Source organism: Rufibacter roseolus, assembly GCF_017916365.1.
GTDB lineage: Bacteria > Bacteroidota > Bacteroidia > Cytophagales > Hymenobacteraceae > Nibribacter > Nibribacter roseolus.
Window position 1 is genome coordinate 1031900 of the sequence record NZ_JAFMSU010000003.1, and the last position, 24716, is coordinate 1056615.

A 24716-nucleotide genomic window follows, 5' to 3' on the forward strand; every position below is an offset into this window, starting at 1 on the left:
AGCGGAAAATGGTTCATTCCCTATTCCGCTCCTATCCTACATGCAGGCTCAATGCCAAGAAATGATAAGCGTGTCAGATTATTAGTTAAGGGAAGTTTTTTTTTGAAAAAGATTGCCGAAGGCTAGGAAGCCGATTTCTGCCGCAAGAAGCCGAAGGTGGCTTCCATTCTCCGGGCCCTGGCTAGGCCTGTCAAGGTAAGGTAAACCAAAGGCGGGTTGTTCAAGGGGCTAATGGCTACAAAACCTTCCTGTACAAGGTCATTGCAAAAAGAAAACGTTTGCTCCATAGACAGGTGATTGTCCAGGGCTATCTCTGCGGAAGATACGGGATGGTCTTCAGGCTCCAGATACCCGCGTACTCTAGCAAAAAGATTAAGTAAGATCAGGTCCTGTTTATCCATTACACAATGCTCTTACCTAAAACTACGAAGCGCTTTTCTATTCTTGAACCGCCTCTTTGCTAATTAAGTAGTCTCCACTTCATTTTCAGTAATTCTCCTCCCCCCCCCCCGTCAAATCCTAGTGCTGCCATCCGTATTTTTCCAGACTGATTTTACCTGCCCTACAAAGACAATCACCAGCTTTCCACTTAGCTAAAGCCGAGCTATTCTACAGGCAAAATGTTTCTTTGAAGCATCAGCGGCACCTTTCATTCCTGTAAATCCATAACAGCCCACACTTCTCAGAAGACTAAATAGGAATGGATGATTCAGCAGAATAACACAAAAAATCCGCCGTTCAGCGCCTGTTTTCTGAAAAACAAGCCCTGAACGGCGGATGGTAAAACCAGACGGTTTAACGTCTTATTTAGGAATGTTGATGGTTTCCTGCACCAGCAGGGCGTTTGGCAACAGATCCTGAATTTTGTTCAGGGCAGCCTGTGCCTCTACCCGGGTAAAGAAATCACCAATCTTGAGCACGTAGGTGGGCTGCTTATAAGTGAGGTAATCTTTCTCCTCGGGCAGTCTTCTCACAATGTTATTGCGCAGGTCCATGGCGACTTTCCGCTCAATGCCGGTGTAGGCCAGAATACGGTAACCCGCGGCGTATTTGATGTTACGGTTTACCTGCGCCACGCTGTCCATGAGCAAGGTCACCTGCGGACCTACGTGGTTTGTGGGAGCGGGCGGGGCCATGGGTTCCGAGCCACCTTCAGGGGCTGCCGGAAAAGTGGGCCGGTACTTTTTGGTGTCTACCAGGGTAGCCGTGCCTTCTCCCTTTTTCCCATCAGAACGGCCGCTACCTGTAGAGGCAGAACCGTTACCGTTGTTCGTGGAAGAGGAAGTACTACCGGTGGCAGCACAGCTCATCATAAGGGCCAGGCAAAGGAAGGTAAAAAGTCTATAGGTCATGTCTCTCCAAATCATAGCAATGAAACGCCGGAGGATGTTCCAATCCGGTCTGCTCCCGCTTTCACCAACGCAAGGGCGGCTTCCTTTGTTTTGATCCCGCCCGAGGCTTTGATCTTTATGTGTTCAGGCAGATTGGCACGCATGAGCAGCACGTCTTCAATCTGAGCACCAGAAGCGGCGTAACCCGTAGACGTTTTCACGAAATCGGCCTCGGCCTCCACGCATATCTGACACACCTGCACAATCTCCTCCGGAGACAAGAGCGCCGTCTCTATGATCACCTTCAGGATAGAATTCTTGAAGTGGCACAGCGTGCTGAGCTCCTGCAACTCTGACATAACTTCCTCATGTTTCCCCGATTTGAAAGCCGCGATGTTCATCACCACGTCAATCTCAGTGGCTCCCTCAGACAGGGCCTGATGCGCCTCAAAGAACTTCACCTTGGCCAATTGGTACCCAAAAGGGAAACCCACCACGGTGGCTACTTTTACGCCCGTGTCCTGCAGGGCAGCCACGGCCTGGCGCACAAAGCAAGGTGGCACGCACACTGCCGCGAAGCGGTACTGGACCGCTTCCTGACAGAGTTGTGCCACCATATCTTTAGTTGTATCAGGCTTTAGCACCGTATGGTCTATATACGGTGCCAAGCTCTGTTCCGGGGAAATCAGTGATTTAGTCTTCAAGGAGTACGCAACGGTTGTTGAGCAAATCGTTTTCTACGTTTTTGAACTTAACGTCTTTCATAACCCGTCCGTCTGAGTACATCACGTTGACGCGGTCATTTCGGCCAGCGTGCTTCTCTACCCTGATTGGCGCATGCTTTGGAGCGGCGGCCTGCGGCATAGAAGGCATCCCTTGCGTAGGCTCTTCTAAGGTAGAATGCACCTCCTCTTTCTGCTCCTGCAATCGCGGCGCTTTCGGGGCTTTGGGCTGGCGCGCTTCCTGTACGGGAACCGGCGCCTCCTGCTGTACCGGAAGATCGGCTTTGAACAGGAAGGAAACGGTTTCTTCGTTCACCTTACTGATCATGCGCTTGAACAGCTCAAATGACTCAAACTTGTAGATCAACAACGGGTCTTTCTGCTCATACACCGCGTTCTGCACACTCTGCTTCAGGTCGTCCATCTCGCGCAGGTGCTGGGTCCAGGCCTGGTCAATGGTGGCCAGGGTGATCACTTTCTCCACGGTCTTGATGAGCTCACGGCCGTGGGTGTTCACCACTTTCTCCAGGTTGGCAATGGCAGTGATCTGCTTGCGTCCATCAGAGAAAGGTACGGCGATGTTCTCAATCAACGGACCACGGTTCTCATAGATATCGGCCATGATAGGTGCCGACTGATCCATGATCTGGTGGTTTTTAGCCAGGTAGAAATCAAGGGCCTCATTGTACAGGCGATCCATCAACACGTCTACAGACTGACCGGCCAACTCAGACGCGGTAATAGCGGAGTTGAAACCAAACACCCTGATGATGTGCAGCAGGAAGTCCTCGTGGTTACCGGTGGCCTTGTAGGTCTGCACAATGTCCTCGGCGGTATCATAGATCATGTTCCAGATATCCAGCTCCAGACGCTCGCCATACAGGGCATTGCGGCGGCGCTTGTACACCACTTCACGCTGGGCGTTCATCACGTCATCGTACTCCAACAGGCGCTTCCGCGTCCCGAAGTTGTTTTCCTCTACTTTCTTCTGCGCACGCTCAATGGAGTTGGTGATCATGGAGTGCTGAATCACTTCGCCTTCTTCCAGACCCATACGGTCCATCAGGCGGGCAATGCGGTCAGAACCGAACAGACGCATCAAGCTGTCTTCCAATGACACGAAGAATTGGGAAGATCCCGGGTCACCCTGGCGGCCTGAACGACCACGCAGCTGACGGTCAACGCGACGGGATTCGTGACGCTCGGTACCGATGATGGCCAATCCGCCCGCAGCTTTAGATTCCGGGGTAAGTTTGATATCCGTACCACGTCCCGCCATGTTCGTAGCGATGGTTACGGTGCTTGGCTTACCGGCTTCGGCCACAATCTCGGCCTCGCGCTGGTGCTGCTTCGCGTTCAATACCTGGTGAGGCACGCCGCGCAGTTTGAGCATTCGGCTTACCAGCTCAGAGATCTCCACTGAGGTAGTACCCACCAGTACCGGGCGTCCGGCCTGGGTCAGAGACTGAATCTCTTCTACAACAGCGTTGTATTTCTCACGCATGGTCTTGTAAACCTTGTCGTGCTCGTCTTTGCGCTGGGCTACGCGGTTCGTAGGAATCACCACTACGTCAAGCTTGTAGATCTCCCAGAACTCACCGGCTTCGGTCTCAGCGGTACCGGTCATACCGGCCAGCTTGTGGTACATCCGGAAATAGTTCTGTAGCGTAACCGTAGCGTAAGTCTGCGTGGCGTCTTCTACGCGCACGTTCTCTTTCGCCTCAATGGCCTGGTGCAAGCCGTCTGAATAACGACGACCTTCCATTACCCGGCCGGTCTGCTCATCCACGATCTTCACCTTGTGGTCATCGGTCACGATGTACTCGGTGTCTTTCTCAAACAGGGTGTAGGCTTTGAGCAATTGGTTGATGGTGTGCACGCGCTGCGACTTCTCCTGGTATTCCTGAATCAGGCGCTCCTTCTCGTGCAGTTTCTCATCGGCAGACAGTTCTTTGTGGCTCTCGATGTTGGCCAACTCAGTCCCGATGTCTGGCAGAATGAACAGGTGCGGATCTTCGCCCTGACCGGTAATCAAGTCAATGCCTTTCTCGGTGAGCTCAATCTGGTTATGTTTCTCGTCAATGGTGAAGAACAAAGGCTTGTCGGCCTCCGGCATCTGACGGGCATGGTCTTGCAGGTAATATGCCTCAGTTTTCAGCAAGATCTGGCGCACACCGGTCTCGCTCAGGAATTTGATCAACGGCTTGTTTTTAGGCAGACCTCTGAAAGCGCGGAACAAGGCCAGACCGCCTTCTTTGTCGTTTCCTTCTTTGATGAGGCGCTTGGCTTCTACCAGGTAGTTGCTCACCAATTTACGCTGGGCTTCTACCAGGGCGGCTACGCGGGGCTTCAGCACGTAGAACTCGTGCTCATCGCCGCGCGGCACCGGACCAGAAATGATCAATGGCGTACGGGCATCGTCAATCAACACGGAGTCCACCTCATCCACCATGGCATAGTGGTGCTTGCGCTGTACCAGTTCACCGGGCTCGCGGGACATGTTGTCGCGCAGATAATCAAACCCGAACTCGTTGTTGGTACCGTAGGTGATGTCCGCCAGATAGGCGTTGCGGCGGGCATCAGTATTTGGTTGGTGTTTGTCAATACAGTCAATGGTGATGCCGTGGAATTCAAACAACGGCGCCATCCACTCAGAGTCACGCTTGGCCAGGTAGTCGTTCACGGTTACTACGTGCACGCCGCGTTTAGCCAGGGCGTTCAGGAAGGCTGGCAAGGTAGCCACCAAGGTTTTACCTTCACCCGTCGCCATCTCGGCAATTTTACCCTGGTGCAAGACAATACCGCCAATGAGCTGCACGTCATAGTGGAGCATGTCCCAGGTTACCTCGTTGCCGGCGGCAATCCATTTATTTAACCAAACGGCCTGGTCACCGTTGATCTGCACGTTGGGTTTGCGTGAGGCGAAGTTGCGGTCAAGGTCGGTAGCGGTAACCGTCAGTTGGCCGTTTTCTTTGAACCTGCGGGCGGTCTCTTTTACAATGGCAAAGGCCTGCGGCAGCACTTCCATGAGCACAACTTCCAGGTCTTTGTTGCGGTCTTTTTCCAGAGAGTCAATCTCAGTGAAGATCTCTTCTTTCTGGGCAATGTCAAGCTCCGGCTCGTTCTCTATGCGTTGGTAAAGAACCGTTACTTTATCATCAATGGGCTTAAGACGATCTGCGATCACGGCCTGTACCTCCAGGGTGCGGGCGCGCAGTTGGTCATCAGAAAGGGAATTGAGCTTGGCGAACTCCTGGTTGATGAGCGCTACGTACGGCAATACCCCCTTGATATCCCGCTCCGATTTGGTACCGAAAATCTTAGCGACCGTCTTCCCAACAAAATCAAACATATATAACTAATTAAGATGTACTTGAATCAATTTCAAAAATACGCGGTTTTTCCGACAATTTTCTATCTAGCTAAAACAATACCACTTACACAATAGTGCCCTTGGTATGACGGTATGTCATAGAAAGTGAAAATTGGATGAAAATTGCCCTGGGTCAGAAAAAAGCAACGGTATTTCAAGGCTACTTTTGCAAAAACAGCCTTAAACCAAGGTCCGTCTAAAATTAACCTGATTTCTGCCCTTTGTCAACCCACCGGGCAAGCGCTTTCCTCTCTTGCCCGGTTGAACAGACAGAACTTTCAAGCCGTTCACCAAGCAGATGGAAACCAGCCCTGCTTCCCTTGGGAGCAGATTTTCCCCAAGATTTCATCCGGAGGAGAATGGATTAAGCTTTTTCAGGAATAGCACATCGGCTCCTATTCACTTAGAGACTTGGATCAGGAATTGTATTCTGAAATCAAAAGCCAAAGCCAAAGTTTTAGCAGGCCTTTTACCCCTGTTTGAGGTGTTCAGTTCTGCCTGACGGAATTGCCTGTTCAATTAGTTGCTGGGGTTTTCCGGCGCCGTGTGAGAAGGTTACACCCTTTCAACCTTGGGCAAAAAGAAAAGTCCGTTTGGGGCCTGTTTTATCATAAACAGGCCCCAAACGGACTTAATGGAAATAGCACAGATTCTTACGCCTGCGCGGCAAACTGCATCTCATCTTCGGGGTTATGCAACTGACGATCAGATGGTCTGAAGTTGAATTCACACATGTGCAGGAATCTACGCAGGGCATCTTCTACCGACGGCAGGATGGCTCTTTTTTCTGTCCCCAACGCCGAAGAGGCGGGCCGGGCAGCTGGCAGGTTGAATGTTTCATGCGGTACCGGCTGAAGCCAGGGACTGGGCTCCAGGCCCGCCAAATTGGCCGCTAGTTCCGCTAATTGGGCCCAGCTGAGGGCGCCTTGGTTGGCCAGGTGCCAGATGCCGCTTTCCCCGTCAATCAACAGGTCAAGGGCGGCGTTCACCAAATCCGGCACGTAAGTAGGTGTGACAATACTGTCCTCGGCGGCAAGGAACGTCTCCTGGTGGGCAATGGCTTTCAAGGCCTTGTACACAAAGTTATGCTCATCCCAGGGCCCAAAGAAGGCACTGGTCCTGATGACCAGGGCACCAGACATAGCGGCCTGCACCTGCTCCTCGGCCAGGGCCTTGCTGGAGCCGTATACATTCAGCGGATTAGCCTCGTCTTTCTCTGCATACAGGGTTGGCTTGTTCCCGTCAAAAACTAGGTCTGAGGAGAAAGTCACAAACCCGATGTTCTGCGCCTGGCACACTTTGGCCAGCACGGCCGGCCCCAGGGTGTTTTCGCGGTAGCAGGCTTCAGGTTCACTTTCGGCGTCATCAACGCGAACGTAGCCGGCCGTATTCACCAAAGCCCAGGGTTGGAATTTACGCAGCGTCTCCTCCACCGAGGCTTCATCTGCAATGTCCATGTCCTGCCTGGAGAGCAGCACGTACGGGATTCCCCTTACATCACAGACTTTGGCAAAGGCCCGGCCCAGGGTACCGGTGGCACCCGTAATGAGCAGCGGCTGAACGGTAAGGTTATTCAGTTGCCGCAAAGGTCCGGCAGCCATGTTCCAAGACTCAGGGCATTCTGCCAAAGGTGGGTAGACACTGCGGCAGGCGCGTTTCCACCAACCGTCAATCTGCAGCACCGGGTGGCGCTCTTCCTGTTTGGTCAGGCCACTCAGGAATTTGGAGACGGCCGTATGGGCCGGTTCCCCGCTGCGCAGGTCATAGACGCCAATCTCGTAATGGCCGTTGTTCTGCGTAAGCAGGGTGTTCCAATCATAGGCACCCAGCAATGTCCAGGCGGTGACCCCCAGGATGTTTTTGCCCTGATTTCTCAAAAACGAGGCAGAATCCCAGACCTCGGCAAACCAGCGCATCTGCTCCTCACGGGTGCAGCAGAGATGGGCCTCGGTAATGGCCACCGGAATGTCATAGCGGTCGCAGACCTGCTCCAGGATTTTCTGCACGCCCAGCGGATTGGCGGCCTGCACGCGCACGGCCTCCACATCGGCGTAGCGCTGGTAATGGTTGCTGCCGTGGGTGTGCCATGGATAGTCAATGATGCGCTCGTCCAGGTACCGCTCGCTGGTAACGTAGTAGTTCACCCCGATCACGTTAGGCGGACAAGGGTTCTGCACCAGGTCATCCAAGGTTTCCTCGGGCACGTTTACCTCGCGCAGGTAGTTCCACATGGCGTGCTGCCGGTCTACCTTGCCGCAGAGCAGGTCCCAGGAAAGCCACCGGCGGTGGTTCTCAAAGTTTGCCTGATACTGCAAGGCCGGAGTGCTGTGGGAGTACCCCAGGTCATCTGTCTGCACCAATTGGGCATTGGGGTTTATTTCCCTTATCGCCTGCATGGCCAGCCGGGTACCGTTGATTTGGTTTAGTAAAGCTTTGGCAAAGGAGGAATCGTCTTTGGCGTGAGGGTACCAGAAACCGTATAATGCGCTGAACCGGGCGGTGGTAAGTGGTTCGTTGATGGGGGTGTAATAGGTGACCCAGGGGAACTGTTTGGCCACGGAGCGCGCGTACTGCGCAAATTTCCGGGGAAAATCGTCGTCCAGAAGGTCTGTATATCGGGGGCCGCTGCCATGATGCAGCAGCCCCACGATAGGGTCAATGTTCAGTTCCCGGAGGCGGTTGAGCCGCTGGGTGGCCCAACTCCAATCCTGTTTTTCCGGGTGCTCTGGGGCCACGCTCTCCCACAGTACCGGGTATCGCAATTTGGTGATACCCAATTCCGCAAACAGATCAAGGTCCGTTAGACGTTGCGCGTGCCCGCTTTTGGCTAGCTGGTCAAAGTACTGCTCACCAACGCGGTTAATGGTACACTCAACGCCCCCCCAAAGCTCAATGTTTCCCATTCGGAGTAACTTTGGTGGAACTTCCGTTTACGGTGCTGGCACCTCCAGTCAGGGCTTCGCGCACCACTTTGGGCAATACGTCCATGCCGTCCACAACAGGCTGTTTGGTCACTTTGTCGCCTGTCAGTTTCTTGTGCAGGGTAAGCGCCTGGGCTACAACCTGGTCCATGTTATAGTACTTGTAGGTAGCCAGACGGCCCACGAAGTGAACGCCTGGGGTGGCATCGGCCAGTTTTTTGTACTTGTTGTACAGCTCGGCGTTCTCTGGTTTAGGTACTGGGTAGTAAGGATCTCCCTCTGCGCGGGGAAACTCATACACCAGGCTGGTTTTAGGGTGCTGCTGACCGGTAAGGTATTTGAACTCCGTTACGCGGGTGTACAGTTGCTCATTAGGGTAGTTCACCACGGCCACCGGCTGAAACACTTCTTTGTTCACGGTCTCGTGCTTGAACTCCAGCGAGCGGTACGGCAGTTTCCCGTATTTGAAATCGAAGTACTCATCTACCGGACCGGTATAGATCATCTCTTTGAAAGGAATGAAGTCTATGATGTCATGGTAGTCTGTGTTGAGCATGATCTTGATGTTGGGATGGTCCAGCATCTTCTCAAACATCTTGGTGAAGCCGTGCAACGGCATGGCCTGGTAGGTGTCTGTGAAGTAGCGGTCATCGCGGTTGGTGCGGGTAGGCACGCGCGAGGTCACCGACTTGTCCAGTTCAGAAGGGTCCATACCCCACTGCTTGCGGGTGTAGTTCTTGAAGAATTTCTCGTAGAGCTCACGGCCCACCTTGCTAACCACCACATCTTCAGACGTACGGATGTTGTCCACCTTCTCGGCTACTGACTCAAAGAACTTGTCCAGCTCAAAGGAAGTAAGGTTGAGGCCGTACAGCTTGTTGATGGTGTCCAGGTTGATTGGCATGGGTACCTGCTGCCCGTCTACGCTGGCCAGCACGCGGTGCTCATACGGACGCCATTCAGTGAACTGACCCAGGTATTCAAATACCTCTTTAGAGTTGGTGTGGAAGATGTGCGGACCGTACTTGTGTACCAGAATCCCGTCTTCGTTATAATGGTCATAGGCATTGCCGCCAATGTGCGAGCGTTTGTCTATAATTAATACTTTTTTATTGGAATACGTAGCTAAACGCTCGGCTAGTACGCTCCCGGCAAAGCCTGCCCCTACAATCAGATAGTCGAACATATTGTCTTTTGGCTAAAAGTTAGATCAAATTTAATTTTGCTTATTTTACACGGATACTAATGGCGTATCTCCTCACACTCTCCTCCAGGGAGAGAGAATCTTGTTTCCTGCTTTGGGGCTGTTTTCTTTAAAATTAGCTTGAAACGGCCGGGCTTTTCTTTCCCAGAAGTGAAGCCCTATTTTGCGGCTGAACTCTGCCTGCCCTTTTTCTCCGTGCTTACGCACTGCATCAGGCGCACCATGTTCTGCCAGGTCTTGTCCCATGAGATACCAGCTAGGTATTCATCGGCGCGCTGCCTCCATTTGGCATCGTCTTTCTGGGCCAGCGCTTTCTCCAGGGCTGCTTCAAAATTCTTAGTCCCATCGGCTATTTGCACCAGGTTCAGCTCGCCATACGGGCGCACCACATCTCTGATAGAGGTAGACACCACGGGTTTACCAGCAGCCAGGTACTCTGGGGTTTTGGTTGGGCTGATGTATTTAGTGGAATCATTGAGGGCGAACAGCAGCATGGCTACGTCCCAGCCGGCCAGGTAAGAAGGAAGTTCCTGGTATGATTTTCCGCCCAGGTAATGGATATTATCGGCGTGCGGCAACACGGCTGCATCTATCTTCACCACCGGCCCGATAATAACAAACTGCCACTCCGGGCGTGCTGCGGAAAGTTCGCGGAGTAGCTCAATGTCAAAGCGCTCATCTACCACCCCGAAGAAGCCCATACGCGGGTGCGGGATATTGGCTTGGTCAGCAGGATCTACCTGGTTCTGGCGGGCCTGCGCGAAATGAACTTTATCTATGCTGCTGGGGAAGGCATACACTTCTTTGTGACGATCTTTTTTGGCTTCGTACAGGCTCTGGCCACCGGTGAAAACCACGTCTGCCTTCTGCAGCAACTCAGCCTCCAGTTCCAGCAGGCGCGGAGGGGCAAACTTGAACGCAGAAAGCTCATCCATCACGTCAAACACGGTAAGGGCCGGCGTGAACTGACGGGTTATCTCTAACGCCATAGGCGTATAGTACCAGAAAACGGTTTTGCTCAGGTCATGGTCGGCCATGAAGGCGTTGAGCAGTTCTATTTGCTTGGCGTCTGATTCTTCTGGGGTAAGGCCATTGGGCAAATGCGCAATGACTTTGGTTACCCGGCCTTCTTCGCGCTCCTCCATTTCCAGACGGGGCTGCGCATTGTCATAGAAGTAAGGCTCCTCAAAGAAGAACAAGCGGGTGTGTTTGGCAAAACGCGAGAGCAAGTGCTGCGGGCGCTGGTACACAAAATCCCATCTCAGGTGCGATAAGCAGATAATGGCAGAAACAGAAGTAAGATAGGCCTCCAGACTTGTGTCGTTGGCTAATTTTGGGGCGGTTTTTGGGGTATTATTTACAGACGATGTGTGCGTACTGGTTGAGGTTACTTCTGGTTCTGGCGTAAGGGAGCTACTCCCCCCGCCGGGGATAAAATCTAAGTCTAGGTCAAACATATCAAAAGCGAGTTAAGAAGTGAGGGTCCTGAAAAAGAGCGCGATAATGGGTGCCTTTTCCTTTTACAAACCTAGCTTACGCACTTTTGGAAAAAAGGCTGCATTTCAATAGGATTTACCCTTGATTACCCTACAAAAACCGCCAAAATTCAGTATAAACCCATCTATTGGGAATGCGATTTATTCCACCCAGATACACATTGGCACCCTTAGAAATACTTTATCCTTTTTTTAAGATAAGCCTAGTATTTTCTGAAGTTCCACCACTGCCTGCCACCCCTTTGGGGTCCTGAGCCAGTCTTTGCGAACGCCCACTTCCTGGAATCCGGCCTGCCTGAAAAGCTGTAAACTGGTGGTATTCTCTTGGCTTACGGAGGCGTAAAGCTGGTGCAGTTGCAACACCTGGGTGGCGTATTCTTCCAGAAGCTGGAGCGTCTCTTTGCCATAGCCTTGCCCCCGTTGGTCAGAGGCCAGCGCAATGCCTACCCCCGCCCGCTGATGGAGCGGCTCAAAGTCAAAAAGGTCAACCGTGCCAATGGCACTGCGGTCCTGCTGCAGGCAAACCATGAGCCTGAGCTGCCGGGCCGCATAGATGTCCAGGCTGGCGCTTTCCAGGTACTGATGCAGGGCCTCCTGCGAGTAAGGGGCTACGGACAGACTTACCGGCCAAAGGTCTGGGTCATTCTCCAGTCTGTAGAGAAACGCCAGGTCTGTGGGCTCTGGCGCGCGCAGAAAAATACGGTCTGTTTGAAGCATGGGCAGCTACAGGTGTAAATGGCTTCTCAAAGGCAGGCGCAGACACCACGCCCGGGACCTAAAGGTACAGTCAAAAGTAAATAAACCAGCCTCACATAAAGCCACAACCCTGCTCCTGTTCAACTGTTTTTTGTCTTATTTTAAGAAAACAGGCGCGAAAACCAAAAACCGCTTTTTTTCAGATTTTCCAGACCGTGCAAATGGCATAATACCTTTGGTTACCGTCAGTGGATTTTGGACTGTTACTTCTGCAGGTATTGGTCCACCCCTTTTTGGCAGTAAGTGATGTTGGTCTGGATGGTGGTGCGCAGCAGTTCCTCGTTGATGGCTTTGCGGCTGGTGTCAACATACGTGTGGTGCAGATGGTACTGAACTCCGCCCATTTTCAAAGATTTTTTCCTGATGCCGGCATTCATGAGACGAGCCGCTATCTCACTGTCTTCGGGGCCCCACCCCACGTAATTTTCATTATAGCCATTCACCGCCAGAAGGTCCTTACGCCAGAAAGACATGTTGCAGCCTTTCACGTAGTATTTGTTTTTGCCTGTAAGTTTGTAACGGTCCGCCAGAACCCGGCGCAGGAAACCACTGCGTAGCCCATTGAACAGGTTACTGGTCTTTACGATATCGATTAGACCGAATTGCGTTATTTGTTTCTCCAGTACCTCTTGTGAAATTTCCGGGGAGAGATTAATTCTGCCGCCTGCCAAAAAGCGGCCAGGCGCTGCTATTGAAAGATGGTCTTGAATAAAATTAGGATGCAGAATAATATCACCGTCTACCTGCACTATGTAAGGCTCTTTGGTTTGGGCAATAGTTCTGTTCAGGATCATAGACCGTTGGAACCCGTTATCCGGATGCCAGACATGGATCAACGGAACCGGGAAATGCTTCTGAAAACGCGCGATCAAATCCTTGGTCTCCGGGCCTGATCCATCATCGGCAATTAAAACCTCTTTGGGCATCACTACCTGCTGGGCCACACTCTGCAGACACAGGTTGAGGGCCGCGGGCCAGTTGTAAGTTGAAACAATGAGCGAGCACGTGGGTGATGCCATTCAATAAGGGCTTAGGGTTATGTTCTTCTTTGCAAAGTTTTAAACGGGGGAATATTGATTGGGGGAATTAAAGTAAACGGAATTACAGGCTGATTTCTCCTTTGAAAACCTGCAGGGCCGGACCAATGAGGAACACGTTTCTGAAACCGTTGCCTTCCTTCTCAAAGCTTACCTGCAGTTCTCCGCCCAGCACCTGGATGTGGACAGGACTCTCATACCCGGCCCGGCTGGCAGCCAGGGCGCAGGCGGTTACGCCGGTTCCGCAGGAGAAGGTCTCATCCTCCACGCCGCGTTCATACGTACGCACAAACAACTTGTTATGGTGCAGGTGCTCCACGAAGTTCACGTTGGTACCTTCGGCCTTGAACCGGTCTGAGTAACGGATGGCCCGTCCCTCTGCAAACACGTTCAAATCCTGCAACGCCTCAACCTGCTTCACGTAATGCGGCGAACCGGTGTTCATGAAAGTAGCGGTATCCAGGTCTTCTACTTCGTCCACATCTTTCATCTGCAGATGCACCAACCCGTCTTTCAGAAATGCCTGGTGCGGACCGTCAGAGGCGATGAAATACGCCTGGTCTTCTACCACACCCAGGAACTGGGCAAAAGCCACCAGGCAGCGTCCGCCGTTTCCGCACATAGAACCCACACGGCCATCGGCGTTGTAGTAGACCATCTCAAAGTCATAGCCTTCTTTCTCCTGCAACAGCATAAGGCCATCGGCCCCAATTCCCTTGCGGCGGTCGCATAGGAAAGCCACCTGCTCCTGGCTCAGTTGAATGTTCTGCTCCCGGTTGTCCAGCACCACAAAGTCATTGCCGGTGCCCTGGTATTTATAGAAAGTCAAATTCATGATGTAAGTAAAGGAGCTTTTCCTGCTTATAGGTGTGGTCTCCTGCTAGTAAGAACCTTGAAAATTAAGAAAAAAAGAAACGCCGCGCTATCTCCTCACTTTATAACCTGATGCTTCTGGTAAAGATTCACTAAGGTCGTCGCCGGTTGCGCCTCCAGCCTGAGGTTAGAGAAACCTGTTTTTGGTTTAGGGCCTGATTTCCTGAAAACAACTCCTAAACGGTTCTCCTTGCATCCTGAACCGGAAAACAGCCTTGTTTTGGTTTACAGGTGTTTTCTTAAGAACGAGGTGAATACGTAGGCTCTATTAGCACAGCAAAGCACCCTACAAGAAGAACAGCACTGCAACCCACAAAACCGTACCTTTGCACCTTTACCACCCCAAAAACCTATGTACACTTTCCTGACCACCAGCGCCTGGACCGATTACGAACTGATTGACTGCGGCAACTTCGAGAAACTGGAGCGCTTTGGAGACTATGTGCTGGCCCGACCCGAGCCTCAGGCCGCCTGGGACAAACACCTCTCCGAGGGTGAGTGGCAAAGGCTGGCGCAGGCTACCTTCAAACGCGAGAAAGGCAACCAGGAGAAAGGACAGTGGCAACTCAAGAAAGGCATGGCCGAGCAGTGGTTCATCAACTACCGTTACAATGATCTCAAACTGCGGTTCCGGTTGGGCTTGTCTTCTTTTAAACACGTGGGTTTGTTCCCTGAGCAGGACCCTAACTGGCAGTTCATCTTTGACCGCACCCGCGCGCTGCCCGGCAAGCCGAAGGTGTTGAACATGTTCGCCTACACCGGCGGTGCTTCCTTAGCAGCCAATGCCGCTGGCGCCGATGTCACCCACCTGGACAGCGTGAAGCAGGTGAACTTCTGGGCCCGCCAGAACATGGAGGCCAGCAACCTGGACAACATCCGGTGGCTCGTGGAAGACGCTATGAAATACGCCCGTCGTGAGGTGAAACGCGGAAATAAATACCAGGGCATTATCCTGGATCCTCCCGCATACGGCCGCGGCCCAGACGGTGAGAAATGGCTCCTGGAGGAACAGATCAATGAGCTCATCAAACTCTGCGCTGAGTTGCTGGACACGGAAAACAATTTCTTCGTGATCAACCTGTACTCCCTCGGGTTTTCAGCCTTGATTTTGGATAACCTTATCAAAGCATCGTTCGGCAACACCGTGCGCAACGAGGAACTGGGCGAGCTGTATTTAGAGGATCAGGCCAAACGCAAACTGCCGCTAGGCACGTTCTTCCGGTTCAGCTCTGTGAAATAGATTGTTAATTGTTGGTTGTTGATTGCCGTACCGCCAAGGCCGTTTTAAGCTTGATTTGTAAAAAATCGGCTTAAAACGGCTTTCTTTGTTTAGAAGAAGAGTTTGCCTGGTCAAAGCACCGCCTTTTACCGTAGTGCCTTCTTAAAACCTATTGACGTTCAATCCATCAGTAGAATAGAGTTATTTACTCGTACTGATCGATTCTTAATTCTAAATTCCTAATTCAAAAACATGTCGCGCCGATTTGCCCTTATAGACCTTGGAACCAATACTTTCCACCTGCTTATTGTTGAACTGGACGCCGATGGCGGGCAGCAGATCCTATACAAAACCAAAGTACCGGTGAAACTGGGCGAGGGCGGCATCAGCAAAGGCGAGATCACGCCGGCGGCCCGGGAACGCGGCCTCAAAACGCTGACCGAGTTCAAAGAGATCATGGACCAGCACGGGGTGGAAACGGTAAAAGCCACCGCCACCAGCGCCCTGCGCAACGCCAGCAACGGTGCTGAGGTAGTGGCTGCCATCAAAGAACACACCGGCATTAACGTGGAGGTGATCTCAGGCGCCCGTGAAGCCGAACTCATTTTCAAAGGCGTGCAACTGGCCATGGAAGTGGGCCCCAAACCGGTGATGGTGATGGATATTGGCGGTGGCAGCATAGAATTTATCATTGGGACGGACAAAGGCATTCTCTGGAAGAAAAGCTTCGAGATTGGCGCCCAACGACTACTGGATAAGTTTTACCCAGAGCAAGAACAAGCCATTAAACCAGAACAGGTCAAAGCCCTTCGCCACTACCTGCAAGACCACCTGCAGAAACTTACCTCCGCCGTGCTGCAGCACCAACCCGAAGTCCTGATCGGTTCCTCGGGCACTTTTGACACGTTGGTAGACATGGACCTGGCTCCCCAGGGAATCACCCGCGACCCCAACGGCTCCCCCGATATGTCTTTAGCGCTGGCTACCTTTCACCGGCAGTACAAAGAACTCCTGCAAAAGACCCGCCCTGAGCGTCTGGCCATTCCCGGCATGCTGGCCATGCGGGTAGACATGATTGTGGTGGCCTGCGTAGCCATTGACTGGGTGCTGGAGAAGTATAATCTGGAGAAGATCAGGGTTTCTGCTTATGCGCTGAAGGAAGGGATGTTAGCGGAGTTGTTACAGGGGTAGGTCCTCTTCTTAGTTTCTATTTGATTGTACTCGTAGTCCGCTTTCGCTGGCGTGGCGCGGCAGTTTGCGTTAGCTCATAAGCTGTGTTGTTGCATGGCTGGGCTCCGTGCGCTCACGGCCGCGAGGCCCCGCCTTCCGGCCTCGCGCTGCTGTTTTAGCCTTGGCCGGTTGGCCTGCCGCATCCGCGGCACCAGGTCTAAAACAAAGGCGCTCAACCGAAAGGCTGGAAAAAGGAATACAGTAGGAACGCCTCAGACCTCACAGGTTTTCAAAACCTGTGAGGTCTTCCTTTGTAGAGACGCAACACCTTGTGTCTTCACGCATTGCTGAGAGGAACTCCCCCTTGAGGGGTTAGGTATGTTTACACCTGCCAGATCACAAATTTCGGTTTACAATTGTTGCTGTTAATCTAGCACCTATAAGCAGGCATAATGAAAAACCTGATTTTACCTTTTCTTTCTCTACTCTTCTGCTGTGGGTGCACTTCTGCAGAAGAAAACACTTCGGAAACAGCCAACCCACTAATTGCAGAGGAACAGAAACCGGAGCAAAACCAAAGAACGTCTGCTCCCATTGATAAATCAAAGCTGCTTGGAATTTGGTGGGATAGCAATGACAAAGATGCTCCACATGCTGTGTTCCAAATTGATGATTCTACTGTTGTCTATCCAGAACCAGACGATGAAGGGCAAACATCATTCAAATACCAACTGAAAGGCGATTCTTTGATTTTCGAATTTGGTGAAGAGCCTCTTTCTTCAAAAATAGATAAAGCAACAGGAGATACGCTTGAATTGACAACTAGCAGTTCTAAATTAGTCTTGATAAAGGCCGAAAATTAGATAGACTTGATTCCTTGATTTACTTATCACTTGTTGCTTGCTTTCAGCCAAATGGCTCCAAAACGAAAACGTGAACCCATCAACAGAACGGCCTCTCCTGATCAGGAGAGGCCGTTCTGTTACTAGCTTACGTCAGTTTCTTGAATTGCTTTTGGTAGGCCTTATTCAAGGTTTTAAGGTCTTTGTTGCCGCCGGTGTAGGTGTTGGCGAGTTGCTTGTAGTCTCCTTTGGGATTAGCCTGGGCATCGCGGGTGGCGAGGAGCTGGCCTATCTGTTCCTGCAGTTGGTTCAGGTTGTATTTGGTATACTTCAAGGTAACTAAGCGTTTCACTAATTCCAGGGCACCGGTGGCGTCCCCGTTGGCGGCGGCGTGCCGGGCAACCTCGGCCACGAAGGTTTTGTTTTCGTGGGTCACGGCAAAAGCGAGCAAAGATGCATGCTCCAAGCCAAACCGAGCGACGGCGGCAGTTTCATAATGCCGGCTGGCTTCCTGGTACACCTTCACGGCCTCGGGCATATTGTTCTGGCCGATGAGCGCATTGGCTTTCTGCAGCAGTTCCTGGTAGTGGGCCGGGGCATCAATCCGGGCCAGTTCCACTTCGGCGGTAGCCGATGGGATGGCGCATCCGCCGTTGTCTTTGGCGGCCGCAATGGCCTGGTCCAACTCAGCGGCGGCCTGGGCAAACTTGCGCTCGGCGCTTAGCTGCAGGGAGCGCTGGTAGTGCTGGTCATAGGAAGCCTGGGCGTTGGCGCACTCCTGGGAGAAGATTCCCTGGTTCAAAGCCCGGAACTTGCCGTCCAGTTCTTTGTCGTTCACCAAGCCGTAGCGGATCTGCAGGTTAGTAACCTCGGCGGAGATAGACCGCGCCTGGGGCAATTTGTTGGCGTTGGCCTGTAATTGGCCTTGGGCAATCTTCTCCAGGATCACCGGACGGGCCGCCTGCCGAAGCAGTTTCTCGGCATCAGGTTGGGTCGCTAAGCCAAAGTCACTGACCAGGCTTTTTCCTTTTTCAAACGCCATCAACGCTGCAGCGTACTGTTTGGTCTGGAGGGCTTTACGGCCATCGGCCATGTAGCCGGCATACACCTGTTGCTGTACATCGCGGAGCAAGTTGGTAGCGGCGGCATCTGAGTCTATGGCGGTTTTGTTGTTACGGGCGTACTGCTGCGCTTCCCGGGCCAGCTTTTCGGCCTGGTTTAGGTTTTTCTGGTCCAGGGCTTGGCGTCCATCCTGCAGCAAGTCGTCATAGATGCCGTTTTTGGCGAACTCAACGCCTTTCTCCCACAGCTCTGGGCGGCAACGCAGGCTGGAGATGCCTCGGCAGAAATCCTGGGCTTCTTCAAACTGCTCCAGCGCCTGGCGGTACTTGCCCTGGTTGTTCAGCTGCTCTCCGTTGAACACGTATTCATTCTGGATATCCAGCGCCAACTCCTGCCCAAACCGGTAGGTCTCTGGATCAACCTGCATGCGGTTGAGGAGATCGCGGGTGCGTTTTGAGGCTTCTTTCAGGTAACCGGCCTTAAAATCGAGCCGGGCCAGTTGCAGGTGCGCCGGCGCGAAGGCGGGGTTAGCCTGCAGCGAGCGCTCAAAGAACTCGCGGCCAGCCCGAGCGTTGCCGTTCATGGCCATCTCCAAGCCGCGGTTATAGAAAATCTCGGGGAGCCGGGCCCACATCTGATCCAGGGCTATCCGGCGCTCTCTCATGCGCAATTCCAGATCCTGCATGCGGCGCTGCAGCTGTACGGGATCATGCCGGCGCAGGCCCAGTTCGCGCTCCATGCGGTTGTCATCCAGCAAGGCCAGGTCCCGCTCCAGCAGTTTCAACCGATCGCCGTGTAAGGCCAAATGGTCAATATCATTGGGGTTCACGGCCTGCAGATCGCGGGAAAGCTGGGCTAAACGGGCATCGGCTTCATAATAGCGGTTCACCAAATTCAACCGGTTGCGCACAGCACCATCGTTACTGGCGGAGAAACCCAGTTTCTTCTCTACTACCTTCAACTTGTAGCCCGCGAAATCAGAAGTGTCTTTCACGGAAGTCTGCACCAGCACGGTAGACCCGTCTTCGCTGATGCTCTTGTTTGAAATATCGAAGGTCTGCAGCACTTTGTCTTCGCGGCCCAGCAACTGCACCTTGGCCGTGATCACGGTTGGGGTTAAGGCATCAGAGAAGTCAAACTCCCGGAAAAGCACCTGCTCGCGCACCCGCACGTGGCGAACCGAGACGTTTACCGCAACCTGGTCTCCGGTGCGGGTAATCTTCTCCTGCTGCTCAAACTCAACCGGCAGCACCAGTTTCCCCGACCGATGATGGTTGTCTCTCCCCAATTGCTGCGCCAGGGCGTTCAGATCAGGGTTGGCGAAGCTGGAAATGGAGATAGTCTCCTGCTTGGTCTGCTCATACAGTACTTTGGAAGATGACTGCGCTCCAGCCTGCCCGCCCCAGAAGAGCAGCGAAACGATGAAAAAGGAGAGTAAATGAGCTTTCATAATATTAGCAATATCTTATATTCAGCAAAAGGCAAAATCCGTTCCAGAAAAAGAGCCATGGAAAGTTATTTACCTGGAAGATGCAACACCGCGCTTCCAGGTTGCTTGATCCCCTGAAATTAGTTCGGTGAATACAGGAGCTTTAAGGGTGTTTTGCGGAAAACAGGGCCAAACCCATAAACAGGACACGTAAGTCCTTGGGCTCCCCTATTTGCAGTAGGATTGAAGATTTGGGAATGTTTGGCCGGAAGGTGTAAAAATTCTTCTACCCCTTCAGAGGGGGAGTCTTATCAGCAATGTGTGAAGACGCAAGGTATTGCGTCTCTACAGAGAAAGACGCTCGCAGGACCTGCGGACGCTGCGAGGTCTGAGGCGTTCTTGCTGGCGTATTTCTTTTCCAGCCTTTCGGTGGAGCGCCTTGTCAGGTTCCGGTGCCGCTAGGCATTGCGACTGAAAGGAGCAAAGGAAGCTGGCGCAGCGCGAGGCCAGAAGGCGGGGCCTCGCGGCCGTGAGCGCTCGGAGCCCAGCGATGCAACAACCCAGCTTATGAGCTAACGCAAACAACGGTGCCACGCCAGCACCAGCGGACTACGTAAGCAAAAAAGACCACTGAAAGACAAACAAACGCCAAGCAAACAGCACTTCAGCTCAAGAGAACCAAAGAAGCCCCTTACAACCCACTCACCTGCTTATTCTTCGGATACTTCACCACGTACCGTAAAGTGCGCTTCACCGTCTCATTCGGCTTAAGAGAGATCTGCCAGGTTACCTTCCCGGAATCTTTATCCAGTTTGCCGCCATTCAGGTCCACATCTTCCACCTCAATCTCCGAGGTTGTACTCATGGGAATCTGGTCTTCCACCGTAATGGTTACCGGTTGCGCTTTGGTATTCCGAAGGCTGATCTCGTAGCCAAACTGTTCTTTGATATTGCTGCCCAAGGTGGAGCGTTTCTGGTAGTCTTTTAGGCGCTCGCGCTGCACCACCACGTTCTGGTCACGGCCTAAGGAAAGCGTGAGCGTGTCACGGGTTTGCTCCGGGTTGAGAAACGACTTACCGGTGAAGGTGCCCGCCAGAAAAACGTTAGCCTCACCGGGCAGCAGTTTCAGGTTCTCCCAGTTGGTTAGATAGGCTACCAGAAAAGCCGTAGGATCAAGCTTAGGAACGGTAGTGTGCGCATAAGTGGTGGAGAGGCTATGCTGCTGGATGTCTACGGTGTGTGGTTCCCCATCGGAAGGTACGCTGAACGGAATGCCAATCTTGAACTCGGCGGCCAGAGTGGTGGCCACGGCTTCGGTGTAGTCTGAGGTAGTGGTGGACACGGACATCCCTGCAACTCTATTTTCAAGGGCTGTTACTACCACTTCGTTTAATGCATCACCTTCTTCATCTTTTTTTATCACCGGAGAAGTGAATTTCACTTTACTCCGGATGGGTGGAGAAGGAAGTTGAATACTCAACTGCTGAGGAAACAAATCAGGCTTCTGCGCGCCTTCAGCCGGGTTGGTAGTTGCCAAGGTCAGTTGCACGTTGTCCCAGTTTACGCCGGTGTTCTGCCGCACGTTGGCCTTGTATTGCAGTTGCACCGGCCCCTGGCTGCCGCTGGCTCTGAGATCATAAATAGGTTCCCAAATGGCATTGATAACAACATAAGACACCTCTAGTCCAACCTGCGCCCGGGCAGTCGCCTGCACTGACACAATCACGCGATTGTTCGCCTGCTGGTTCTGCCGGGTTTGGTTCACCTGGTTGTTGAACTGGTTCTGGCGCTCGCGCAGCAGGTTTAATTGCAGGTCTATCGTTTGTATTTCCTTCCGGATGGCCAGTAAACGGGTGCGGTAATAATCGGCTACTTCTTTGAGGCGGGCGGCGGTGAGTCCGGTTTGAGAACCGCCAATGTTCTGGTTGGCCTGCAACAGCCCTTCCTCTTTCTGCAGGACTTCGCGCTGGTCTGAAAGCGTTCTGATGCGGCCGTTATAGCTTTGCAGGGAGTCTTCCAGCCGTTGCAACTCAGTGGGCTTGGTGGTATTCCGAAGGAAATTCTGCTCGTAACGTACCGAGAGCAGCGTTACGTTGCCCGTTGGGTTCACCTGCACGCTCCGCTCATCCAACTGCGCGGGAAGGCCTTCCAGCACCAACTCGGTCACGCCCGGGTCTACCGTTGTTCTGCCAATGTTGGTTACCTGCGCGCGGTTCAGGAACACCGTGACGGCTTTCACCTGGGTATTCATAGCTTCCTGTTTTTGCGCCGAAACAGGAAAAACAAGCCAGAAACAGCTTAGCCATAGGCCCAGGCTCACGCGGAACAAATTCATAAAGGGGAGGTTTAGGAGTAGATAGAACAAATGAATGCTTTCACAAAGGAAGCATTTCTGCTGGAATGTTTTCTTCCGTTTGCCTTACCTTTGGCGCTTTCAATCTGAAATTGCGCATGTACCCCTACGAACGACTTTTCGATTTCTCCCGCAAGATATTCCTGGCCATCGGCTGCCCACCTGAGGATGCCCAAACCGCGACTGAAACCCTGCTCTCCGCCGATATCCGCGGTGTAGACTCTCACGGCGTAGCGCGCCTCATTGGCTATGTGCGCCTCTGGGAAGCGGGCCGCATCAATGCTACGCCTAACGTGCGCATCGTGCATGAGACACCCAGCACCGCCACCGTGGACGGCGACGGCGGCTTAGGTCTGGTAGTAGCACCCAAAGCCATGCAGATTGCGCTGGAGAAAGCCAAAGTAGCCGGCAGCGGCTGGGTGAGCGTGAAGAACTCCAACCACTTCGGGATAGCCGGTTACCACGCCATGAAAGCCCTGGAGCACGACATGATTGGCATGGCCATGACCAACGCCAGCCCGCTCGTAGCCCCTACTTATTCGCTGGAACGATTGCTGGGCACCAACCCCATCGCCGTAGCCATCCCGGCCAACGAGCAGCCGCCCTTCGTCGCTGATTTGGCCACAACCACCGCCGCCAACGGCAAACTGGAAATGCTGCAGCGTAAGAACCTGGAAGCACCCCTCGGCTGGATTCAGGCGGTAGACGGCTCCCCTTCCACCAACCCCAACGAACTGAAAGACGGTGGTGCCCTGCTCCCGCTTGGTGGTGATACCGGTAGCCACAAAGGCTATGCGCTAGGCGCCGTGGTAGACATTTTCTCAGCGGTGTTGTCCGGCGCCAATTACGGGCCGTGGGTACCACCGTTCGTGAGTTTCCTGGCGCCGCCCGCAGATCCGGTGGGCGAAGGCATCGGGCACTTCTTCGGGGCCATGCGGGTAGACGCGTTTCGCCCCGCCGAGGACTTCAAGCACCACATGGACAACTGGATTACCCGCTTCAGAAGCTCAAAAGCCAAAGAAGGTCACCAGGTCCTCATTCCAGGCGATCCGGAACGCATCTTCACCGAGCAACGGATGAAAGAAGGTATTCCGCTGCTACCCCCGGTAGTGAAAGATCTGGAAGGCTTGGGCGAGAAGTTTGGGGTGATTTTGTAAGAAATAGTTTCGGGCCTGTTTTGCAGAAGATAGGCCCGAAACACTTTCTTCAACTATCTATTTCTGTAAACTATTCTTTTTACTTTTGATCTAATTCTCTAAATACTTTTGCCTCTTAGAAACTATTTACCCTTTAACATTTTAGCTTTAATGAAACACATTTTACTCCTATCTCTTTTTTATTTAATCTTTTTATCACCTTCATTAGCCCAAACCCAATCCGGGCCAGCAGAAAAGAAAATAACTGAGAATATCTGTGGCTGTATGACCAGCCTCGATTATGAAAAGATAACTGATAAACAAAGTGCGCAGCAAGCTTTTGTTGATTGCTTTTCTAAACAATCAGGTTTGTTAATTCAATTAGCAGAAGAGAGAAATATAGAGTTTACTGACGGTCCAGCAATGAAGCAATTGGGCATTGATGTTGGAAAGAACCTCATGAAAGACAACTGTGAAGCTTTCATGAAATTATCAGTACTCATGGCAAAGGAAACAGAAGAAGGAGCTTCAACAGGATTTGCAGAAGGCAAACTAAAGCGGATTGACTCTAAAGACTTCAACTACTTTATCTTGACTGATGGTAGCAATAATGAAAAGTCTTTCATTTGGCTTAGACAGTTTACAGGATCAGATAAATTCACTTCTAATTCCAGCAAGTATATCAACAGTAAACTCAAAATCAAGTGGCAGGAAATTGAGGTATATATTCCTTCGGCCAAGAATTATTACAAAATAAAAGAAGTAGTGGGGATAGAAGTTTTGTAAAACGCCATATACTCTTTAAGCTATTTGAAGCATCTGCTTCACCCTATTACCAAAAAGCAACGGCCACTTTCCTGAGAAAGTGGCCGTTGCTTTTTGGCTTATTTTCAACAAAACAGGCTAAAAACATTTTCGCTTTCTACCGCAGCCGAGAAGCTTTACTTATCCTTCTGCCCACCCAGTAATTTACCACTGCAAAAAGAAGAACAAAGATGGTCAGTTCCCAAAGGCCTGAAAAGGTGGAGGGTCCTTCTTTCACGGTAAGCACATCCTGCCCCAATCGGTAGACAATATTACCGGCCCAGTGCGCGCCTACGGTGTACCACAGATTTTTGGTATAGACCAGCGGAGTCGCCAGCATGATGCCCAGCGCAAACAGATACGCCAACGCAGCGAAACCATCATCAAGGGAGTAGAGGTGGTTCAGGACGTAGACCGCGGAGGACACCAACACAAACCCCCACCTGCTCAGCCGGCCTTGGAGGTGGCCAAAAAGGTAACCTCTGGTGAGAATGTCCTCGGCTAGGGAAGGGAGAAAGGTTCCTGCCGCGAAGATCAAGGTCTGGGTTACCAAAGTAGAAGAATCGGGTACAAAGGTGACCACCTCTATGCCCATCCACAGCCGAAGGGCAAAAGCCAATCCGTTTAACAGTAAGCCCAGCGCAAATCCCAACAGCAGCAGGAGCGCATACTTCTGGTTAAACTGCATGCCCCAGGCTCTCAGGCCCCGGAAGCCCTGCAATCTGGCCACCAAATAGGCCACCGGCACCACGGCCAGCATCAACCCCAGGAACAGCGGAATATGCTGATGGAAACGCATGGCGTACTCGGCTGCATGGTACGTCAGGGCCAAGGCCAGGTAACCTGCTACAATGGCCAGCCAGGAATGTTCTCTGGTAAAGCTCGGCGAAGTGGTTTGGACAAGCGGCATCTTTTACAAGAAATAAGAAGTTGCGTTCAGTTCGGTTTCACTGCAAATATAGAGGTATTTAGATATTGCTTCTAGCCA

17 protein-coding genes are annotated in these 24716 nt (G+C 52.3%); 5 read left to right on the forward strand and 12 right to left on the reverse strand.

The window, feature by feature from the left end; genetic code table 11:
* Positions 1-803: 803 nt before the first annotated feature.
* The 9 genes from J3P35_RS20090 to dapF form a co-directional block, all read right to left on the reverse strand.
* Entirely contained in the window at positions 804-1352 is a 549-nt protein-coding gene (locus J3P35_RS20090; RefSeq protein ID WP_210466530.1) for a sporulation protein, read from the reverse strand.
* 11 nt (positions 1353-1363) lie between these two features.
* On the reverse strand, positions 1364-2035 hold the full coding sequence (deoC, locus tag J3P35_RS20095; protein WP_317195410.1) for a deoxyribose-phosphate aldolase: 672 nt from the start codon (positions 2033-2035) through the stop codon (positions 1364-1366).
* Positions 2025-5405 (reverse strand): preprotein translocase subunit SecA, encoded by a 3381-nt coding sequence (secA, locus tag J3P35_RS20100; RefSeq protein ID WP_210466531.1) that lies wholly within the window; start codon positions 5403-5405, stop codon positions 2025-2027. The genes deoC and secA overlap by 11 nt, the downstream gene beginning before the upstream one ends.
* 674 nt (positions 5406-6079) lie before the next feature.
* Positions 6080-8329: a family 1 glycosylhydrolase gene (locus J3P35_RS20105; protein WP_210466532.1), complete on the reverse strand. Its 2250-nt coding sequence runs from the start codon at positions 8327-8329 to the stop codon at positions 6080-6082.
* The gene (gene glf / locus J3P35_RS20110) at positions 8316-9533 is read right to left on the reverse strand and encodes a UDP-galactopyranose mutase (protein ID WP_210466533.1); all 1218 of its coding nucleotides are present in this window, start codon (positions 9531-9533) and stop codon (positions 8316-8318) included. Before glf ends, J3P35_RS20105 begins: the two co-directional genes overlap by 14 nt.
* A 176-nt stretch (positions 9534-9709) precedes the next feature.
* Positions 9710-11008, reverse strand: a complete 1299-nt coding sequence (locus J3P35_RS20115) for a glycosyltransferase family 1 protein (RefSeq protein ID WP_210466534.1) — start codon at positions 11006-11008, stop codon at positions 9710-9712.
* Between the two features lie 231 nt (positions 11009-11239).
* A complete protein-coding gene (locus J3P35_RS20120) occupies positions 11240-11764 on the reverse strand; it encodes a GNAT family N-acetyltransferase (protein ID WP_210466535.1) in 525 nt (174 codons plus the stop codon).
* Between the two features lie 242 nt (positions 11765-12006).
* Positions 12007-12822 carry a glycosyltransferase family 2 protein gene (locus J3P35_RS20125; protein ID WP_210466536.1) on the reverse strand — a complete coding sequence of 272 codons (816 nt, stop codon included), beginning with the start codon at positions 12820-12822 and terminating at the stop codon, positions 12007-12009.
* Positions 12823-12904: 82 nt separating this feature from the next.
* Positions 12905-13675, reverse strand: a complete 771-nt coding sequence (gene dapF / locus J3P35_RS20130) for a diaminopimelate epimerase (RefSeq protein WP_210466537.1) — start codon at positions 13673-13675, stop codon at positions 12905-12907.
* 390 nt (positions 13676-14065) lie between these two features.
* Between dapF and J3P35_RS20135 the strand changes: the two genes are divergently transcribed.
* The 3 genes from J3P35_RS20135 (at position 14066) to J3P35_RS20145 (ending at position 16965) form a co-directional block, all read left to right on the forward strand.
* Entirely contained in the window at positions 14066-14953 is an 888-nt protein-coding gene (locus J3P35_RS20135; RefSeq protein ID WP_210466538.1) for a class I SAM-dependent methyltransferase, read from the forward strand.
* A 231-nt stretch (positions 14954-15184) separates the two neighbouring features.
* Positions 15185-16123: a Ppx/GppA phosphatase family protein gene (locus J3P35_RS20140; RefSeq protein ID WP_210466539.1), complete on the forward strand. Its 939-nt coding sequence runs from the start codon at positions 15185-15187 to the stop codon at positions 16121-16123.
* Between the two features lie 431 nt (positions 16124-16554).
* Entirely contained in the window at positions 16555-16965 is a 411-nt protein-coding gene (locus J3P35_RS20145; protein WP_210466540.1) for a hypothetical protein, read from the forward strand.
* A 127-nt stretch (positions 16966-17092) separates the two neighbouring features.
* Here the strand turns inward: J3P35_RS20145 and J3P35_RS20150 are convergent, their stop codons facing one another.
* The gene (locus J3P35_RS20150) at positions 17093-19456 is read right to left on the reverse strand and encodes a tetratricopeptide repeat protein (protein ID WP_210466541.1); all 2364 of its coding nucleotides are present in this window, start codon (positions 19454-19456) and stop codon (positions 17093-17095) included.
* A gap of 670 nt (positions 19457-20126) precedes the next feature.
* The gene (locus tag J3P35_RS20155) at positions 20127-21686 is read right to left on the reverse strand and encodes a DUF4139 domain-containing protein (RefSeq protein ID WP_210466542.1); all 1560 of its coding nucleotides are present in this window, start codon (positions 21684-21686) and stop codon (positions 20127-20129) included.
* Between the two features lie 200 nt (positions 21687-21886).
* Here J3P35_RS20155 and J3P35_RS20160 point away from each other — a divergent pair, with 200 nt between their 5' ends.
* Both J3P35_RS20160 and J3P35_RS20165 read left to right on the forward strand, forming a co-directional pair.
* On the forward strand, positions 21887-22945 hold the full coding sequence (locus J3P35_RS20160) for an Ldh family oxidoreductase (protein WP_210466543.1): 1059 nt from the start codon (positions 21887-21889) through the stop codon (positions 22943-22945).
* A 150-nt stretch (positions 22946-23095) separates the two neighbouring features.
* On the forward strand, positions 23096-23710 hold the full coding sequence (locus J3P35_RS20165; RefSeq protein WP_210466544.1) for a hypothetical protein: 615 nt from the start codon (positions 23096-23098) through the stop codon (positions 23708-23710).
* A gap of 136 nt (positions 23711-23846) precedes the next feature.
* Here J3P35_RS20165 and J3P35_RS20170 read toward each other — a convergent pair whose 3' ends face one another.
* Positions 23847-24638, reverse strand: a complete 792-nt coding sequence (locus J3P35_RS20170; protein ID WP_210466545.1) for a CPBP family intramembrane glutamic endopeptidase — start codon at positions 24636-24638, stop codon at positions 23847-23849.
* Positions 24639-24716 lie beyond the last annotated feature (78 nt).

Coding starts and splice junctions, on each gene's coding strand:
- J3P35_RS20090 (WP_210466530.1), bottom strand. CDS start 1,352: ATGACCTATAGACTTTTTACCTTCCTTTGCCTGGCCCTTATGATGAGC.
- J3P35_RS20155 (WP_210466542.1), bottom strand. CDS start 21,686: ATGAATACCCAGGTGAAAGCCGTCACGGTGTTCCTGAACCGCGCGCAG.
- glf (WP_210466533.1), bottom strand. CDS start 9,533: ATGTTCGACTATCTGATTGTAGGGGCAGGCTTTGCCGGGAGCGTACTA.
- J3P35_RS20135 (WP_210466538.1), top strand. CDS start 14,066: ATGTACACTTTCCTGACCACCAGCGCCTGGACCGATTACGAACTGATT.
- J3P35_RS20145 (WP_210466540.1), top strand. CDS start 16,555: ATGAAAAACCTGATTTTACCTTTTCTTTCTCTACTCTTCTGCTGTGGG.
- J3P35_RS20105 (WP_210466532.1), bottom strand. CDS start 8,329: ATGGGAAACATTGAGCTTTGGGGGGGCGTTGAGTGTACCATTAACCGC.
- J3P35_RS20165 (WP_210466544.1), top strand. CDS start 23,096: ATGAAACACATTTTACTCCTATCTCTTTTTTATTTAATCTTTTTATCA.
- J3P35_RS20120 (WP_210466535.1), bottom strand. CDS start 11,764: ATGCTTCAAACAGACCGTATTTTTCTGCGCGCGCCAGAGCCCACAGAC.
- J3P35_RS20115 (WP_210466534.1), bottom strand. CDS start 11,008: ATGTTTGACCTAGACTTAGATTTTATCCCCGGCGGGGGGAGTAGCTCC.
- J3P35_RS20125 (WP_210466536.1), bottom strand. CDS start 12,822: ATGGCATCACCCACGTGCTCGCTCATTGTTTCAACTTACAACTGGCCC.
- J3P35_RS20140 (WP_210466539.1), top strand. CDS start 15,185: ATGTCGCGCCGATTTGCCCTTATAGACCTTGGAACCAATACTTTCCAC.
- dapF (WP_210466537.1), bottom strand. CDS start 13,675: ATGAATTTGACTTTCTATAAATACCAGGGCACCGGCAATGACTTTGTG.
- J3P35_RS20150 (WP_210466541.1), bottom strand. CDS start 19,456: ATGAAAGCTCATTTACTCTCCTTTTTCATCGTTTCGCTGCTCTTCTGG.
- J3P35_RS20170 (WP_210466545.1), bottom strand. CDS start 24,638: ATGCCGCTTGTCCAAACCACTTCGCCGAGCTTTACCAGAGAACATTCC.
- secA (WP_210466531.1), bottom strand. CDS start 5,405: ATGTTTGATTTTGTTGGGAAGACGGTCGCTAAGATTTTCGGTACCAAA.
- J3P35_RS20160 (WP_210466543.1), top strand. CDS start 21,887: ATGTACCCCTACGAACGACTTTTCGATTTCTCCCGCAAGATATTCCTG.